The sequence below is a fragment of the Streptomyces sp. NPDC048270 genome, from assembly GCF_040652335.1.
Classification (GTDB): domain Bacteria; phylum Actinomycetota; class Actinomycetes; order Streptomycetales; family Streptomycetaceae; genus Streptomyces.
In genome coordinates this window covers 76,266-93,230 of record NZ_JBEZLV010000010.1, presented here as the reverse complement: position 1 = coordinate 93,230, position 16,965 = coordinate 76,266, and the positions used below count along the sequence as shown (strand labels likewise).

At 73.7% G+C, this 16,965-nt stretch carries 10 protein-coding genes; 5 read left to right on the top strand and 5 right to left on the bottom strand.

Going from position 1 to position 16,965, the window contains the following annotated elements; translation table 11 throughout:
* Positions 1–160: 160 nt before the first annotated feature.
* Together AB0D66_RS12010 and AB0D66_RS12005 are read right to left on the bottom strand one after the other, a co-directional pair.
* Complete coding sequence (locus tag AB0D66_RS12010) at positions 161–1,150, bottom strand: hypothetical protein (protein WP_362300536.1); 990 nt, start codon at positions 1,148–1,150, stop codon at positions 161–163.
* 83 nt (positions 1,151–1,233) lie between these two features.
* Positions 1,234–2,844, bottom strand: a complete 1,611-nt coding sequence (locus AB0D66_RS12005; protein WP_362300534.1) for an MFS transporter — start codon at positions 2,842–2,844, stop codon at positions 1,234–1,236.
* 321 nt (positions 2,845–3,165) lie between these two features.
* Between AB0D66_RS12005 and AB0D66_RS12000 the strand changes: the two genes are divergently transcribed.
* On the top strand, positions 3,166–3,954 hold the full coding sequence (locus AB0D66_RS12000) for an ABC transporter ATP-binding protein (protein WP_362300531.1): 789 nt from the start codon (positions 3,166–3,168) through the stop codon (positions 3,952–3,954).
* Entirely contained in the window at positions 3,951–6,533 is a 2,583-nt protein-coding gene (locus tag AB0D66_RS11995; protein WP_362300528.1) for an FtsX-like permease family protein, read from the top strand. The genes AB0D66_RS12000 and AB0D66_RS11995 overlap by 4 nt, the downstream gene beginning before the upstream one ends.
* A 168-nt stretch (positions 6,534–6,701) precedes the next feature.
* On the opposite strand, the gene AB0D66_RS11990 is transcribed toward AB0D66_RS11995, so the two are convergent.
* Positions 6,702–8,111: a DUF2079 domain-containing protein gene (locus tag AB0D66_RS11990; RefSeq protein WP_362300525.1), complete on the bottom strand. Its 1,410-nt coding sequence runs from the start codon at positions 8,109–8,111 to the stop codon at positions 6,702–6,704.
* Between the two features lie 313 nt (positions 8,112–8,424).
* Between AB0D66_RS11990 and mfd the strand changes: the two genes are divergently transcribed.
* Positions 8,425–11,964, top strand: a complete 3,540-nt coding sequence (gene mfd / locus AB0D66_RS11985) for a transcription-repair coupling factor (protein WP_362300800.1) — start codon at positions 8,425–8,427, stop codon at positions 11,962–11,964.
* A gap of 64 nt (positions 11,965–12,028) precedes the next feature.
* Here the strand turns inward: mfd and AB0D66_RS11980 are convergent, their stop codons facing one another.
* Positions 12,029–12,202: an Rv0909 family putative TA system antitoxin gene (locus tag AB0D66_RS11980; protein WP_362300522.1), complete on the bottom strand. Its 174-nt coding sequence runs from the start codon at positions 12,200–12,202 to the stop codon at positions 12,029–12,031.
* 207 nt (positions 12,203–12,409) lie between these two features.
* On the opposite strand from AB0D66_RS11980, the gene AB0D66_RS11975 reads away from it, so the two are divergent.
* Both AB0D66_RS11975 and AB0D66_RS11970 read left to right on the top strand, forming a co-directional pair.
* Positions 12,410–13,036 (top strand): hypothetical protein, encoded by a 627-nt coding sequence (locus AB0D66_RS11975; protein ID WP_362300519.1) that lies wholly within the window; start codon positions 12,410–12,412, stop codon positions 13,034–13,036.
* Entirely contained in the window at positions 13,033–14,547 is a 1,515-nt protein-coding gene (locus tag AB0D66_RS11970) for a serine/threonine-protein kinase (protein ID WP_362300516.1), read from the top strand. Before AB0D66_RS11975 ends, AB0D66_RS11970 begins: the two co-directional genes overlap by 4 nt.
* On the opposite strand, the gene AB0D66_RS11965 is transcribed toward AB0D66_RS11970, so the two are convergent.
* Positions 14,535–16,883, bottom strand: coding sequence for a YfhO family protein (locus AB0D66_RS11965; protein WP_362300513.1), 2,349 nt, complete (start codon positions 16,881–16,883; stop codon positions 14,535–14,537). The two genes, AB0D66_RS11970 and AB0D66_RS11965, sit on opposite strands and share 13 nt — an antisense overlap.
* Positions 16,884–16,965: the final 82 nt, after the last annotated feature.

The following is a 16,965-nucleotide window of genomic DNA, read 5'->3' as shown; positions in this document are numbered from 1 at the left end:
GCTGAAGGATCGGGGCTCCGCCCCGGGCCCCGCGCCTCAAACGCCGGCGGGGCTGAGGGCCCCGGCGGGGCTGAGGGGACCCCCCGGCGGGCTGAGCTGGTTCCCGGGTGGGGCTGGGGCGGGCGCCGCGCTTCGGTGTGGGCGTGGTCGGGTGTGGAGGTCAGCCCTCGTAGCAGTACGGGTCGCTGCGGAGGCCCCGGATGGTGACGACCACCGTGAACGGGGGCGTGGCCGTGGCCGGGAGCGGGGCGGTCAGGGCGCCGGTCAGCGGGTCGCGTTCGGCGGGGACGGCGGAGCCGTTCACGGTCAGGCCGGGCGCGGCGAACCCCGGCGCCACGGTGCCGACTGCGGGGGAGCCGGGCGGCGTGGGGCCGGGCGCCGAGGAGCCGGGCGCCGCGGAGCCGGGCATGGGCGAGCCGGGCGGGGTGGCGCCGGGCATGGGCGAGCCGGGCGGGGTGGCGCCGGGCATCGGCCAGCCGGGCGGGGTGGCGCCGGGCCTCGTGAAGCCGCCGCCCTCGACCGTGAGGCGCCCCTCGGCGACCTTGACGTCGGTGATCACCGGGGTCGGGCGGACGGCCATCTTGTTGACCAGGTACGCCCCGGCCGGGGCGCCCGTCAGCGCCCAGATCTCGGAGGGCAGCCGGGGGAGCCCGGCGCCGACGTCCGAGAGGAAGAACAGGACGACGTAGAGCATGGTGACCGCGCTGAGGCCGACGTACTGCAGGTCGACCAGGTCCGTGCGCCCGCTGTCGTTCGCGATGAGCTCCCGCAGCGGCCGCCGCCCCGACGCCGTGGACTTCGCGGCCGGTTTGGCCATGGTGCCGTTCTCGACGCGCATGCCGACCACCGCCTTCGCCGCGATCAGGGCCACGTACGGGCCGCCGAGCAGCGGCAGGTAGACGGTCGTCAGCGGGGACAGCGGGCCCGGCTCGCCCTGGAACCAGCCGGCGCCCCCGCCCGCGGTGAGTCCGTAGCCGAGGGTGGCGAGCAGCAGCCAGGCCAGGATCACGGTCCAGGCCAGGGCCAGTGCCGTGGAGGTGGAGAGCCGGCCGTCGCGGCCGGTGACGAAGGCCGGGTTGCGGCGCAGCCGAAGGACGAGCGGCCCGGCCAGCGCGGCCAGCAGCAGAGTTGCGCATAATACGGAAGCCATGTCTCGTCCCCCCGGAAACGGTCCTGGGCTCCGACTTAACCCGTTGACCCCGAGCATGACAAGTCACGCCCCGGCCGGGGCCCTTACTCCTCGATGTGCTCCGGCAGCACCGGGAACCTGCGCGGTGCCACCACCAGCAGCACCAGCACGGAGGCCACGGCCGCGCCCGTCGCGCAGAGGAAGATGTGGTCCACGGCGGTGGCCACGGCCTCGCGCAGGTAGTCGGCGGCCGCCCGGGAGACCAGGCCCGGCTGTTCCAGGGCCTTCGTCACGTCGTCCAGGGCGGTCGGCAGTCCGGGTACGGGCGCGTCCGCCAGGCGGGCGGCGATGGTGGCGTTGGCGACGGCGGCCAGCAGGGCCGCGCCGACGCTCTGGCCGACCTGGCGGTAGAACAGCACCGAGGCCGTCGCGGTCCCCCGCTCCGCCCAGCCCACGGTGGCCTGGACCCCGACGACCAGTGGGAGCTGGAAGAGGCCGAGGGCGCCGCCCAGCAGCAGCATGATCAGCGCGGCCTGCCACGGCTCGGCGGGGTAGGGGAGCAGGCTGAAGGAGAACAGGATCACCGCGGCCATGCCCATGCCGAGGGCCGCCGTGCGCCGGAAGCCGATCCGCCGGTAGACGTGCTGGCTGAGGGCGGCGCTGATGGGCCAACTCAGGGTCATCACGGACATGACCAGCCCGGCGCCGACGGGCCCGAGGCCGAGCACGGACTGGGCGTACGTCGGCATGAACACCATCGGGGCGACCATCAGCAGGCCGAGCGCCCCCATGGCGAGGTTGACGGCCGCGATGGTGCGCCGGCGCCAGACCCAGCCCGGCAGGATCGGTTCCGCGGCCCGGCGCTCCACCCGTACCACGAGCGCGGCCAGCACCGCGCTCGCGCCGAGCAGCCCCAGCGAGGGCGCGGACAGCCAGGGCCAGGCGACCCCGCCCTGGACGAGCGCGAAGAGCAGCAGTCCGCCGCAGGCGAAGATCGCCAAGGCTCCCTCCCAGTCGACCGGGCCGCGGCGCCCGGGCGACCGTACGGGCTCCTTCAGGTGACGGGAGATCATCCACAGGGCGAGGGCGCCCAGCGGCAGGTTGATCAGGAAGATCCAGCGCCAGTGGGCGTACGAGGCGAGCAGCCCGCCGAGCGCCGGGCCCGCCACGGCCGAGGTGGCCCACACCGTGGACATCCGGGCCTGGATCTTCGGCCGGTCCTTGAGCGGGTAGAGATCGGCGGCCAGTGTCTGGACCGTGCCCTGGAGGGCGCCGCCGCCCAGCCCCTGGATGATCCGGAACGCGATGAGGGCGGCCATGTTCCAGGCGAGCGCGCACAGCAGCGAGCCGACGACGAACAGGCCGATGCCGAAGAGCAGCATGGGCTTGCGGCCGAAGGTGTCGGACAGCTTCCCGTAGACGGGCAGGGTGACGGTGACGGCGAGCAGGTAGCCGGAGAAGAGCCAGGAGAACACCGCGAATCCGCCGATGTCGCCCACGATCTGGGGGACGGCGGTGGCGACGATGGTGGTGTCGAGCGCGACGAGGGACGTGCCGAGCATCAGCGAGGCGACGGCGGCGGCGTGCGGCCGCGCCGGCTTCCCCGGGGCCCCGGCGGCGGCCGCCGGCCCGGTGCCGGCCGTGGACCCGGTGCCGGCCTGAGCGCCGCCGGGTATGCCGTCCGGTCGTCCCTCCACGCTCTCCGCTGCCCCCACCGAGATTCCTTCCCCCTGCACGTACTCGCGAGGGACACCTTCTCACCGCTGCCGTGTCCGGCGGTATCCCCCATGGCGGCTCCGCCGAAGGGTGCAGAACCCCTAGGGGACTCTCCGCACAACGGCCCAGGGGCCGTTCCTCCCGGCGGAGGAGGAGGAAGTCCGCGCCGCGTCCTTGACTGGTTCACAGGGGCCGCAAGCCCCGGGGGGTGGGGTTAACCCCCGGGCGGATACGGCGATGGGCACCAGCGCGCCGGAGCCCGGCCCGCAACAGACTTTGGGCGCGGCACACCGAGCAGGACACCGAGAAGGAGAAAGACCGTGACAACGGCTATGACCGAAACCAGGCACGGGGGTACTGGAGGGCATGCTGCCGTCGCGGCCCGGGCGCGGAAGGTCGTCAAGGCCTACGGCTCCGGCGAGACGCGGGTCGTCGCCCTGGACGACGTGGACGTGGACATCCACCGCGGCCAGTTCACCGCCATCATGGGCCCCTCCGGCTCCGGCAAGTCCACGCTGATGCACTGCCTCGCCGGTCTCGACACCGTGACCAGCGGGCAGATCCACCTCGACGACACCGAGATCACCGGGCTGAAGGACAAGAAGCTCACCCAGCTGCGCCGCGACCGGATCGGCTTCATCTTCCAGGCGTTCAACCTGCTGCCCACGCTGAACGCCCTGGAGAACATCACGCTCCCCATGGACATCGCGGGCCGCAAGCCCGACGCCCAGTGGCTGAACCGGGTCGTGGAGACCGTCGGCCTCGCCGGCCGCCTGAAGCACCGTCCGACCGAGCTCTCCGGCGGCCAGCAGCAGCGCGTGGCGGTCGCCCGTGCCCTCGCCGCCCGCCCGCAGATCATCTTCGGGGACGAGCCCACCGGAAACCTGGACTCCCGGGCCGGCGCCGAGGTCCTCGGCTTCCTGCGCCGCTCGGTGGACGAGCTCGGCCAGACCATCGTGATGGTCACCCACGATCCGGTCGCCGCCTCCTACGCGGACCGCGTCATCTTCCTCGCCGACGGCCGGATCGTCGACGAGATGTTCGGGCCCACCGCCGAGCAGGTCCTCGACCGCATGAAGGACTTCGACGCGCGCGGGCGGACCTCATGAGCAACACCGTCCTGAAGACCTCCCGGCGCAACTTCGTCGCGCACAAGGGGCGGATGGCGCTCTCCGCCGTCGCGGTCATGCTCTCCGTCGCCTTCGTCTGCGGCACCCTGGTGTTCACCGACACCATGGACACCACCTTCGACAAGCTGTTCGCCGTCACCAGTTCCGACGTCACCGTCAGCCCGAAGGCCGCGAAGGGCGGCGAGGAGATCCCGGACCGCGGCAAGCCGGAGATGCTGGACGGCGTCGCCGTCGAGCAGGTGCGCAAGGCCGAGGGCGTGGCGGGCGCCGAGGGCGCGGTCCTGTCGATGTCCGTCACGGTCGTCAACGCCAAGAACGAGAACATGGGCTCGACCACCGGTGCCCCGACCATCGCGGGCAACTGGAACGACAACGAGCTCAAGTCGATGAAGATCACCTCGGGTCACGCGCCGCGCGGCCCCACCGAGGTGATGGTCGACGCCGACACCGCCGAGAAGCACCACCTGAAGCTCGGCGACGAACTGCGCACCATCGCCGTCACCGGCGACTTCCGCGCCGAGATCAGCGGTATCGCCACCTTCACCGTGACCAACCCGGGCGCGGCGGTCGTCTACTTCGACACCCCCACGGCGCAGCAGAACCTGCTCGGCGCCCCGGGTGCCTTCACGCACGTCAACGTCACCGCCAAGGACGGGGTGAGCGACGCGCAGCTCAAGCAGAACATCGCGTCGGCCGTCGGCGCGGACACGTACAAGCTCCAGACCTCCAAGGAGGCGGCGGACGCCAACCGCGAGGACGTCGGCTCCTTCCTCGACGTCATGAAGTACGTGATGCTCGGCTTCGCCGGGATCGCCTTCCTCGTCGGCATCTTCCTGATCTTCAACACCTTCTCCATGCTGGTCGCCCAGCGCACCCGCGAGATCGGCCTGATGCGCGCCATCGGCGCCGACAGCGGGCAGGTGCTGAAGTCCGTCGTGCTGGAGGCCTTCCTGCTCGGAGTCGTCGGCTCGGTGCTGGGCGTCGGCGCGGGCGTCGGGCTGGCCGTCGGACTCATGGAGCTCATGGGCCAGATGGGCATGCACCTGTCCACCGACGACCTCACCGTCGCCTGGACCACCCCGGTCGTCGGCGTCGTCCTCGGCGTGGTCGTCACCGTCGTCGCCGCCTTCGTCCCGGCCCGCCGGGCCGGCAAGGTCTCCCCGATGGCCGCCCTGCGCGAGTCGGGCACCCCCGGCGACAGGAAGGCCGGCGTCGTCCGCGCCGTCCTCGGCCTGGCGCTCACCGCCGCCGGCGGCGCCGGCCTCTACCTCGCCTCCGCCGCCGACGAGGCCGGACCCGGCTCGCTCTGGCTGGGCCTGGGCGTCGTCCTCACCCTCACCGGCTTCATCGTGATCGGCCCGCTGCTCGCCGCGGGCGTGGTGCGGGTGCTCTCCGGCGTGGTGCTGCGCCCCTTCGGCTCCGTGGGCCGGCTCGCCGAGCGCAACGCGCTGCGCAACCCGCGCCGCACCGGGGCCACCGCCGCCGCGCTGATGATCGGCCTGGCGCTGGTCGCCTGCCTGTCCGTGGTCGGCTCCTCGATGGTGGCCTCCGCCACCGACGAGCTCGACAAGTCGGTCGGCGCGGACTACATCGTCAACTCCGAGACGGGCCAGCCCGTCATGCCGCAGGCCGAGCAGGCCCTGCGCGCCACCGCCGGCCTCGACCACGTGACCGCCTACCGCGAGGTGGAGGCCGAGGTCACCGCGCCCGACGGCGCCACCGCGAAGGAGGGCCTCGGCGCCACCGACCCCGCCTACGCCCAGGACCTCCGGCGCAAGATGATCGCCGGGGAGCACGCGGCGGCGTACGGCAAGGACTCCATGTCGGTGGGCTCCCAGTACGCGGCCGAGCACGGCATCAAGCTCGGTGACGAGCTGAAGGTGGCCTTCACCGGCGGCAACACCGTCCGGCTGAAGGTCGCGGCGATCACCAGCGACGAGGGCAACCTCGACAAGGGCATGAAGTACATCAGCACCGCGCTCGCCGAGGCGAACGTCCCGGCCGACCGGATGCCGCGCCCCTTCATGCTGCTGGCCAGCGCGAAGGACGGGCAGCAGGACGCCGCGTACACGGCGGTCAAGGCGGCCCTGGCGGAGTACCCGCAGTACAAGGTGCGCAACCAGGCCGACTACAAGCAGTCCCTGAAGGACCAGGTCGGCCAGCTGCTGAACATGGTCTACGGGCTGCTCGCCCTCGCCATCATCGTGGCGGTCCTGGGCGTCGTGAACACCCTGGCGCTGTCGGTCGTCGAGCGGACCCGCGAGATCGGCCTGATGCGCGCCATCGGCCTCTCCCGCCGCCAGCTGCGCCGCATGATCCGCCTGGAGTCGGTGGTCATCGCCCTCTTCGGCGCCCTGCTCGGCCTCGGGTTGGGGATGGGCTGGGGGGCCACCGCGCAGCAGCTCCTCGCCCTCCAGGGGCTGAAGGTGCTGGAGATCCCGTGGCCGACGATCCTCGGGGTGTTCGCCGCCTCGGCCCTCGTGGGCCTGTTCGCCGCACTGGTCCCGGCCTTCCGGGCGGGGCGGATGAACGTCCTGAACGCGATCGCGAGCGAGTAGCCCGGCCCGCGTTCGTCAACGGGGGTAAGCCGGTCCGGGACCTCGGGTTCCGGACCGGCGTCGTTTCAGTCCGCCCCCCGGCCGTCCCCGGCCGCCCCAGGCCGTCTCCCGGCCGTCCCCGGCCGTCCCAGGCCGTCCCAGGCCGTCCCCCGGTCGTCCTCCGCCGGGTCACTCGCGGCGCATCAGGACGACGCCCTCCGCTTCGCCCACCAGGGTGAACCGGGCACCGGGATGCAGCTGCCGGGCGTAGCCGGTCGGGTCCTCGCCGGCCCACTTGGAGGAGTTGTCGAGGGTGATCCAGTCCGGGACCACGCCCTTGCTGCCGCCGATCCACAGCACCCGGCAGCGGGAGGTCAGCCGGGTCAGCGGGCCGGTGTCGGCCTCGACCGTCGCCCCGTCGGGGATCCGGCCGAGGAGCTCCTCGATGGCGGTGACGCGGGCCGGCTTCTCGTACGTACGGGGCTGCGCGAGCTTCTCGGTCGGCAGGCTGGTCGCGCTCAGGGCGAGGCCCGCGGCGAGGACGGCGGTCGGCAGCTGGAGGGCGTACGAGCGCAGCCAGGGCCGCTCGCCGCGCCGGACGGTGTCGATGGCGTCGACCAGGGCGAGGGTGACGACGGGCATGAGCACGGCGCTGTAGTGCCAGTCGGTGGACCAGTAGTGGTCGTCCCCGGACAGGAACCGCCAGCCGAGGGTGGGGGCGGCGACGAGCAGCAGCGGCGAGCGCAGGGCGAGCAGCCCGGAGGTGGGGATCAGCACCCAGGCCAGGGTCTCCAGCTTGGTGCCGAGCCCGGCGAAGGGGCCCGCCCCGTCGATCTTGTCCCAGTAGCCGTAGCCCGCCGTGGCGAAGGCCGGTATGAACACGGTGAACACGAGGACGGCGAAGACCGTGGCCCCGGCGGCGACCCCGAGGGCCGTCCAGGCGGCCCGCCGGTCGGTGGGCATGGCCCGCCAGGCGACGACCACGGCCAGCGCGGCGAGCGTGAAGCCCAGGTCCTCCTTGACGAAGAGCAGGGGCAGACCCCACAGCAGGGCGGCCCGCCAGCGCCGGTCGAGCAGCGCCTCCAGCGAGAAGGCGAGCAGGGGCACGGCGAAGGCGATCTCGTGGAAGTCGAACTCCACGGCCCGCTGGATGCCCCAGGACAGCCCGTAGGCGATCCCGAGGGCGAGCCCGCGGGGACGGCCGAGCAGCCGTCCCGCCGCCCGGGTGACGGGGACCGCGGACAGCGCGAAGAGCGCGGCCTGGGCGACCAGCAGGGTGAGGGGGCCCGGGAAGACCCGGTAGACCGGGGCGATGAGCGCGATGATCGGGGAGAAGTGGTCCCCGAGGATGTTGGCCCCGGGCCCCTTCAGGTCGGCGACGGGCACCTGGAGGTGCGCGTAGGCGCGGATGGCCTGCTCGAAGATCCCCAGGTCCCAGGAGGCCCACTCCATCCGCCGGAACCGCCCGACGGACAGCACGAGGTACACGAGGAACAGCCCGCCGGCCACCGCGTACGGCCCGGCCCACCGGCCCCTGCCCCGGGCGGCCCGCACCGGCCCCGGCGCCGCCTCGGGCCGCGCTATCGCATCGCTCGTCACGGACTGCTGCTCCCTCGGCCGGTCGGCGTGAACTCCTGCGGAAGCGACGCGGAGCTCGGACGGCACGGTCACCACGGGAACATCTTGACATCCTCCCGAGTCCCCGGCGGGGCGCGGCGGGCCGTGGCGCCGGCGCCGCCGGGGCCGATCCGGCCGCGCCGGCCCGGTCGCCTTCGCGTCACCCCCGCGGGTGACCCGAATCCCCCGCGCGTGGCGGCGGGCCCCGTCGTAGGGTGGGGATCCCCGGCCCGTGCGACGTGTCGGGTCCTTCGCGTTGCCCCTTCACGACCCTCACCGGATGGAAAGCCTCTTCATGAGCCTGCACGGACTGCTCGACGCCGTCACCCGGGACCCGGCCCTCGCCGAGGCGGTCACCGCGGCCGGGGACGGCAACCGCATGCATGTGGACCTGGTCGGGCCCGCCGCCGCGCGGCCCTTCGCGATCGCCGCCCTGGCCCGGCGGACCGAGCGGACCATCCTCGCCGTCACGGCCACCGGGCGCGAGGCCGAGGACCTGGCCGCCGCGCTGCGCTCGCTGCTGCCGTCGGCCGACGAGGTCGTGGACTACCCGTCGTGGGAGACGCTTCCGCACGAACGGCTCAGCCCGCGCAGCGACACGGTCGGCCGCCGGATCGCCGTCCTGCGCCGCCTCGCGCACCCGAGCAAGGACGACCCGGCCGCCGGGCCCGTCTCGGTGGTCGTCGCACCGATCCGCTCCGTGCTCCAGCCGCAGGTGAAGGGGCTCGGGGACCTGGTGCCCGTGGCCCTGAGGCAGGGCCAGAGCGTCGACCTCGGAGAGGTGACCCAGGCGCTGGCGGCCGCCGCGTACGCCCGCGTGGAGCTCGTCGAGAAGCGCGGCGAGTTCGCCGTGCGCGGCGGCATCCTCGACGTGTTCCCGCCCACCGAGGAACACCCCCTGCGCATCGAGTTCTGGGGCGACGAGGTCGAGGAGATCCGCTACTTCAAGGTCGCCGACCAGCGGTCCCTGGAGATCGCCGAGCACGGCCTGTGGGCCCCGCCCTGCCGCGAGCTGCTGCTCACCGACGAGGTGCGGGAGCGGGCCGCGGCCCTCGCCGAGGCCCACCCCGAGCTCGGCGAGCTGCTGAACAAGATCGCCGAGGGGATCGCCGTCGAGGGCATGGAGTCCCTGGCCCCGGTCCTGGTCGACGACATGGAGCTGCTCATCGACGTGCTGCCCGCCGGGGCGATGGCCGTCGTCTGCGACCCCGAGCGGGTCCGGACCCGGGCCGCCGACCTGGTCGCGACCAGCCAGGAGTTCCTGATGGCCTCCTGGGCGGCGACCGCGGGCGGCGGCGAGGCCCCCATCGACGTCGGCGCCGCCTCCCTGCGCGGGATCGCCGACGTGCGCGAGCACGCCCGCGAGCTCGGCATGATGTGGTGGTCCGTCTCCCCCTTCGCCGCCGACGAGGCGGAGCTGTCCGGCGGGGACACCCTGAAGCTCGGCATGCACGCACCCGAGGCCTACCGCGGCGACACCGCCCGCGCGCTCGCCGACACCAAGGGCTGGATCGCCGACGGCTGGCACACCGTCTACCTCACCGAGGGCCACGGTCCGGCCGCCCGCACCGTCGAGGTGCTCGGCGGCGAGGGCATCCCGGCCCGGCTGGAGGCCGATCTCGCCGCCCTGGAGCCGTCGATCGTCCACGTCGCCTGCGGCTCGGTCGAGACCGGCTTCGTCGATCCGGCACTGAAGATCGCGGTCCTGACCGAGACCGACCTCACCGGGCAGCGCACCGCCACCAAGGACCTCGGCCGGATGCCGACCCGCCGGCGCAAGACGATCGACCCGCTGACCCTGGAGGCCGGCGACTACATCGTCCACGAGCAGCACGGCGTCGGCCGCTACATCGAGATGGTCCAGCGCACCGTCCAGGGCGCGACCCGCGAGTACCTGCTCGTCGAGTACGCCCCCGCCAAGCGCGGCCAGCCCGGCGACCGCCTCTACATCCCCACCGACCAGCTGGAGCAGGTCACCAAGTACGTCGGCGGCGAGGCCCCGACGCTGCACCGGCTCGGCGGCGCGGACTGGACCAAGACCAAGGCGCGGGCCAAGAAGGCGGTCAAGGAGATCGCCGGCGACCTGATCAAGCTCTACAGCGCGCGCATGGCGGCGCCCGGCCACGTCTTCGGCCCCGACACCCCCTGGCAGCGCGAGCTGGAGGACGCCTTCCCGTACGCGGAGACGCCCGACCAGCTCACGACCATCGCCGAGGTCAAGGAGGACATGGAGAAGTCGGTCCCGATGGACCGGCTGATCTGCGGCGACGTCGGCTACGGCAAGACCGAGATCGCGGTCCGGGCGGCCTTCAAGGCGGTCCAGGACGGCAAGCAGGTCGCCGTGCTCGTCCCCACGACCCTGCTCGTGCAGCAGCACTTCGGCACCTTCTCCGAGCGCTACAGCCAGTTCCCGGTGGTGGTGAAGGCGCTGTCCCGCTTCCAGAGCGACAGCGAGTCCAAGGCCACCCTGGAAGGCCTGCGCGAGGGCTCGGTCGACGTGGTCATCGGCACCCACCGGCTGTTCTCGCAGGAGACCAGGTTCAAGGACCTGGGCCTGGTCATCGTCGACGAGGAGCAGCGCTTCGGCGTCGAGCACAAGGAGCAGCTGAAGAAGCTGCGCGCCAACGTGGACGTGCTCACCATGTCCGCGACGCCGATCCCGCGCACCCTGGAGATGGCGGTGACCGGCATCCGCGAGATGTCGACGATCACCACCCCGCCGGAGGAGCGCCACCCGGTGCTCACCTTCGTCGGCCCGTACGAGGAGAAGCAGATCGGCGCGGCCATCCGCCGGGAACTGCTGCGCGAGGGCCAGTGCTTCTACATCCACAACCGGGTCGAGTCCATCGACCGGGCCGCCGCGCGGCTGCGCGAGATCGTGCCCGAGGCGCGGATCGCGACCGCGCACGGGCAGATGTCCGAACAGGCCCTGGAGCAGGTCGTGGTGGACTTCTGGGAGAAGAAGTTCGACGTGCTCGTCTCGACGACGATCGTCGAGTCCGGCATCGACATCTCCAACGCGAACACCCTGATCGTGGAGCGCGGCGACAACTTCGGCCTCTCGCAGCTGCACCAGCTGCGCGGGCGCGTGGGCCGCGGCCGCGAGCGCGGGTACGCGTACTTCCTCTACCCGCCGGAGAAGCCGCTGACCGAGACCGCCCACGAGCGGCTCGCGACGATCGCCCAGCACACCGAGATGGGCGCGGGCATGTACGTGGCCATGAAGGACCTGGAGATCCGCGGCGCGGGCAACCTGCTCGGCGGCGAGCAGTCCGGCCACATCGCGGGCGTCGGCTTCGACCTGTACATCCGCATGGTCGGCGAGGCCGTGGCCGATTACCGCGCGGCCGTCGAGGGCGGGGTGGAGGAGGAGCCGCCGCTCGAGGTCAAGATCGAGCTGCCGGTGGACGCGCACGTCCCGCACGACTACGCGCCCGGCGAGCGGCTGCGCCTCCAGGCGTACCGCTCCATCGCCTCGGCCAACTCCGAGGCGGACGTCAAGGCCGTCCGGGAGGAGCTCACCGACCGCTACGGCAAGCTGCCCGAGCCGGTGGAGAACCTGCTGCTGGTGGCCGGTCTGCGGATGCTCGCCCGCGCCTGCGGGGTCGCCGACATCACCCTGCAGGGCCCCAACATCCGCTTCGGGCCGGTGGAGTTGCGCGAGTCGCAGGAGCTGCGCCTGAAGCGGCTCTACCCGGGGGCGGTGCTCAAGCCCGCCACCTCGCAGGTCCTCATCCCGCGGCCGAAGACCGGCCGGGTCGGCGGAAAGCCGCTGGTCGGACGGGAACTGCTGGCCTGGACCGGCGAGTTCCTGACCACCATCCTCGGCTCCTGAGGGACGGCAGGCGCGGAGGCCGGCGGCCCTTTCGGGCCGCCGGCCTCCCGGGCTCCACGGCGGGTTACTTCGTCGGGTCGTCGTCGATCCGCAGCTTCTCTTCCATCTGCTGCTGGGTCCGATCGATCTTGTCGCTGTACTTGTTCCCGGTCCGCTCGTTGGCCTCTTGCTCGACCTGGTCGGAGATTTCCTTGCCCTTGGTCTTGGCCTGGTCCCTGAACCTGTCGAAGATCCCCATGTCGAGGGCTCCTTCCGTATCCCGTTTGCGACGCTACGCCCGTTTGGGGTGATTCGCTCGCCGGGGTCCGGAACCCGCTGCTCAGACCGCCTCGCAGGCGATCGCGCGGCGACCGTACAACGGTTGGGCACATCCCCTCACCATGGCCGGAATCGCTGTATACGCTCATACCCGAAACCCTTTCCGCACGGCCCGTCAGGAGCACCGATGCACGCCCCCGGCATCCCGCCGCAGCACGGCCACCAGCCCAGTTCCGGGGGCGTGGTGGCCTTGCGCGTGATCTTCGCGCTGCTGCCGATCCTGAGCTGCGGCTTCTTCGCCTGGGGCTCGATGCTGCGGCTCGCGATCGTGACCCGCGCCGCCCGCGACTGGACCCTGCTCGCGGTGAGCGGTGCGCTCTCCGTCGGCTCGGTCGTCCTGATCGGCCTCGACCCGACCCCGGACACCAGCGGCTGGCAGGGCAACACCGGGGCCGGCGGCATCATCCTCACCGGCTTCGCGACCTGCGTGTACTTCCTCGTCGCCGACATCCGCCACCACGAACGGCAGCGCGCCGCGGGCCCGCAGGGGCACTGGTACCCGGCGCAGCCGGCCCCGTACGCCGCGCCGCACCAGACCACCACGCCCTCCTACGGCTACCCGGCCACCCACACCACCACCCCGTCGGCGCCGCAGGTCCCGCCGCAGCCCCCGCAGCCGACCCCGCCCCCGCGCATCGGGCAGGTCCGTGCCGAACTCGACGAGCTCAGCGAACTGCTGCGCAAGCAGACCCCGCCGCCCGGCGGCCCCTACCAGGACCCGAACCGGACCGCGATCCAGGACCCGAATCAGTGACCGACCGGCTCATCGGAGACCGCTACCAGCTGTCGTCCATCCTCGGCCAGGGCGGCATGGGCCAGGTCTGGACGGCGTACGACCGGCGCCTGGACCGGCGGGTCGCCGTCAAACTGCTGCGCCCCGACAAGGTCGCCGGCCCCGGCACCGTCGCCGAGGAGCTGCGCCGCCGCTTCGTGCGCGAGTGCCGGGTCACCGCGCAGGTCGACCACCCCGGCCTGGTCACCGTGCACGACGCGGGCAGCGACGGGGACGAGCTCTTCCTCGTCATGGGCTACGTGGAGGGCTCCGACCTCGCCGACCACCTCGCCGCGCACGACCCGTACCCCTGGCCGTGGGCGGTCTCGGTCGTCGCGCAGCTGTGCTCGGTGCTCGCCGCCGTGCACGCGGTGCCGATCGTGCACCGCGACCTGAAGCCCCGCAACGTGATGGTCCGCCCGGACGGCACCGTCCTGGTCCTCGACCTCGGTGTGGCGTCGGTGATGGACACCGACACCACCCGCCTCACCAGCACCGGCACCCCGATCGGCAGCCCCGCCTACATGGCTCCCGAGCAGGCCATGAGCGGCGCGGTCGGCCCGTACACCGACCTCTACGCGCTGGGCGTGCTGCTGTACGAACTCCTCAGCGGCACCGTCCCCTTCGCGGGGTCCACCGCGCTGGGCGTGCTCCACCGCCACCTGTACGAGCCCCCGGCGCCGGTCCGCCCCCAGCGCCCGGAGATCCCGCAGGAGCTGGAGGCGCTCATGCTGCGCCTGCTCGCCAAGGACCCGCAGGACCGCCCCGCCTCCGCGCAGGCGGTCTACGAGGCCCTCGCCCCGCTGCTGCCCGCCCGCGGGAGCCGCGCCCCCTCCGGCCCGCTCGACCCCACCCGCCCCTTCCTGCGCCCCCAGGCCCCGTGGCCCGACCGGTCCACCACGATCCCCCCGCAGCCGACCTCGCCGCCCACCCCGGCTCCCGCCGGGCCCGACATCCCCGGCGCCGTGGACGAGGCGCGCAAGCTGCTGGACCAGGGCCGGCTGACCCAGGCCGGCGACATCCTCGGCGGCATCCTGCCGGCCGCGGCCGCCCAGCACGGCGAGCGCTCGCCGGTGGTCCGCTCCCTGCGCAAGCAGTACGCCGCCACGCTGATGGACGACGGCCAGTACCGCCGCGCCCTGCCCGAACTGCGCCGCCTCGCCGACGAGTTCCCGGCCGGCGACCCCCAGTCACTGCGCTTCCGCTACGACGCGGCCCAGTGCCTGGAGCAATTGGGCGAGCCGGCCGCCGCCCTGGCCGAGTACCGCTCGCTGCTCCCCTTCTTCGAGAACCACTACGCCAACCCGGACCCGGGCCTGCCGCTGGAGGTCCGCCGCCGGATAGCCCACCTGCTGCTCTCCCTCGGCGACCGGCCCGCGGCCCACGACACCCTGGCCCGCCTGCTGTTCGACGCGGAACGGCTGCACGGCCCGGGCCACCCGTTCCCGGGCGAGATCCGCCGCACCCTCCACTGGCTCGGTCAGGTCCGCTGACGGCCCCCGCGCGCGAGCGCGAGGCCGAGTACGACCGCCAGGGCGAGAGCCCCGGCCGCGGCCCCCGGCAGCAGGCCCGGCGGGCGGAAGGCGCAGTCCACCACCGTGGTCCGGCCGTCCAGGGGGACCGCGACCAGCCCCAGGTGGGCCGCGGCGGGCCGGTCGTTGCAGGTCCAGCCCGCGATCGCGGGGACCGAGAGGACCGCCGTGCCGGTGCTGCCCGGCGGGAGCACGGCCCGCACCCGCGCGGAGCCGACCGTGACCGAGGAGGCGGCCGTGGCGCGCAGCCCGGCCACGGCCGTGTCCAGGCGACCGCGGTCCAGGCAGGACAGCGCCCACCGGGCGGGCGCGGCCTGGTCGAAGACCAGCGCCGAGGAGCCGCCCCGGGAGACGCCCATCGGCTGCACGGCCGCCCGGTTGCGCGGGGCGCTGCCGTTCAGCCGGAAGGCCGGGCCGTCGGCGAGACGGGCCGTGGCGTTGTACTCCGGCGCCCACAGGTAGGCCTCCGTGCCCGCGCGGCAGACCCCGGGCGCGACCGGGTCCTCGTACACCCGGGCGCCCAGCAGCAGTTCCTGGTTGGCGAAGGGCGAATCCCCGTACGCGCCGGGCGCGCCCGGCGGGCGGGTCGTCACCAGCGGCGGGACCTCGGCCCGGCGGACCGTGCCGTCCGGCCGCAGGCGCGCGCCGACCGAGAAGACCGCGTCCGTCACCGGGCTGTCGATGCTCTGCACGTTGCGCCCGCGCGAGGTCCAGCCGGCCCCGAGGGCGGCCATCGTGCGCGTGAACACCTCCGGCGTGTGACTGCTGTAGTAGGAGCCGCCCTCCCCGCCCAGCAGCATCGGGTCGTTGCCCGTCAGGGCCGGCCGGCCCGGGTCGGTGCGGTAGGCGGGCCAGCCCCCGGCGCCGGCCAGGGCCGCGGCGCGGGCGGTGTGCGCCCGGCCCCAGGACGGGTAGTCGTCGAGGCCGCCGAGCTTGCCCCGGTGGCCGTACGCCGTCGTGGCGGCGCCCTGCCCGACCAGGACGGCCGCCAGCACCGCGGCCGCCGGCAGCGCCAGGCGGCGGTGGCGCAGCGCCCACCAGGCCGCGGCCGCCGCAGCCAGCCCGCCGCAGAAGAGCACGTACCCCCAGGTCGTCACCAGCGGGCTCGCGGCGGCCCACAGGGCGGCGGCCGCCAGCAGGCCCGCCCCCGCCGCGAGCGCCCGCCGCCCGGGAAGCCCCGCGGACAGCCCCGCCCAGGCGGCGATCACGGCGATCCCGGCCAGCACGAAGGTCTGCCGGTACGGGCTGCCGTTCGGGGTCGCGAACAGGTGCCAGGCCAGGTGCGTCGGAGCCCACTGCAGGGAGAGCGCCACGGCCGCGGTCAGCCCCGCCCAGGCCAGGCGGGTGCGCGCGGGCACCGCCCGGTGGAAGGGCAGGGCGGCCGCCAGCAGCAGGGTCCCGGTGCCCACGAAGACGGCGGGGGAGGAGAAGGAGTACGTCGCCGGGAGCAGCCGGGCGAAGAGGTCCGCCCAGGACACCGGGCGGAACTCCCTGACCCAGCCCGGATAGGCCTGCCCGGAGCTGAGGAAGAGCGGGGCCAGCACCGGCGCCGCGAGCGCGATCCCGAGCACGGTCGTCCCGGCCGCCCGGCCGATCACGGCCGCCCGGGTCCGGACGCCCTCCCGGGTCAGCGCCACCCGGACCAGCAGCACCAGCGCCGCGCCGAGGGTCGCCATGTAGGCGGTGTAGAAGTTCGCCGTCCAGCACACGGCCACGACCAGCGGGGCGGCCGCGAGGCGCCGCCCGCGCAGCGCCCATTCACCGGTCAGGCACAACAGCGGGAAGGCGATCAGGCCGTCGAGCCACATCGGGTTGTAGGAGGCCTCGATCACCGACCAGCCGCACAGCGCGTACGAGGCCCCGAGCAGCCCCGCCGCCCACCAGGCTCCCCGGCGCTGCGTGCGCAGCAGCCAGGTCATGGCCGCCGCCGCAGCCGCCGTCTTCAGCACGGTGACCACGTACACCGCGAGGTCCGTGTCCGCCCGCGGGAACAGGCCGACCAGCACCGCGAAGGGGCTGGCCAGATAGGTGCCCAGGTCCGGCAGGAAGCTCGTGCCGTAGCCGGACTGCCAGTTGAACAGCAGTCCGCCCTCCGCACGGCCGTGCAGGAGGTCCCACAGGTGCGCGTGGAAGGGGACGAACTGGTTGCCGAGGTCGTTGATGCTGCGGTGGCGCGGGCCGTAGGGGAAGACGCGGGCGACGGCGTCCCCGGCTCCCACGGCCACCACCGTGAGCAGGGCGGCGAGCGCGGAGCCGGCCAGGCTCAGGCGTCGCGGCGAGCGGTGCGGTGTCGACATGGTGCGCCGACCTTGGCACCACCGGTGGACGGCGGGATGTCCGAGGAGTGACCGCGACACGAACAGCGGCGCACCCCAACAC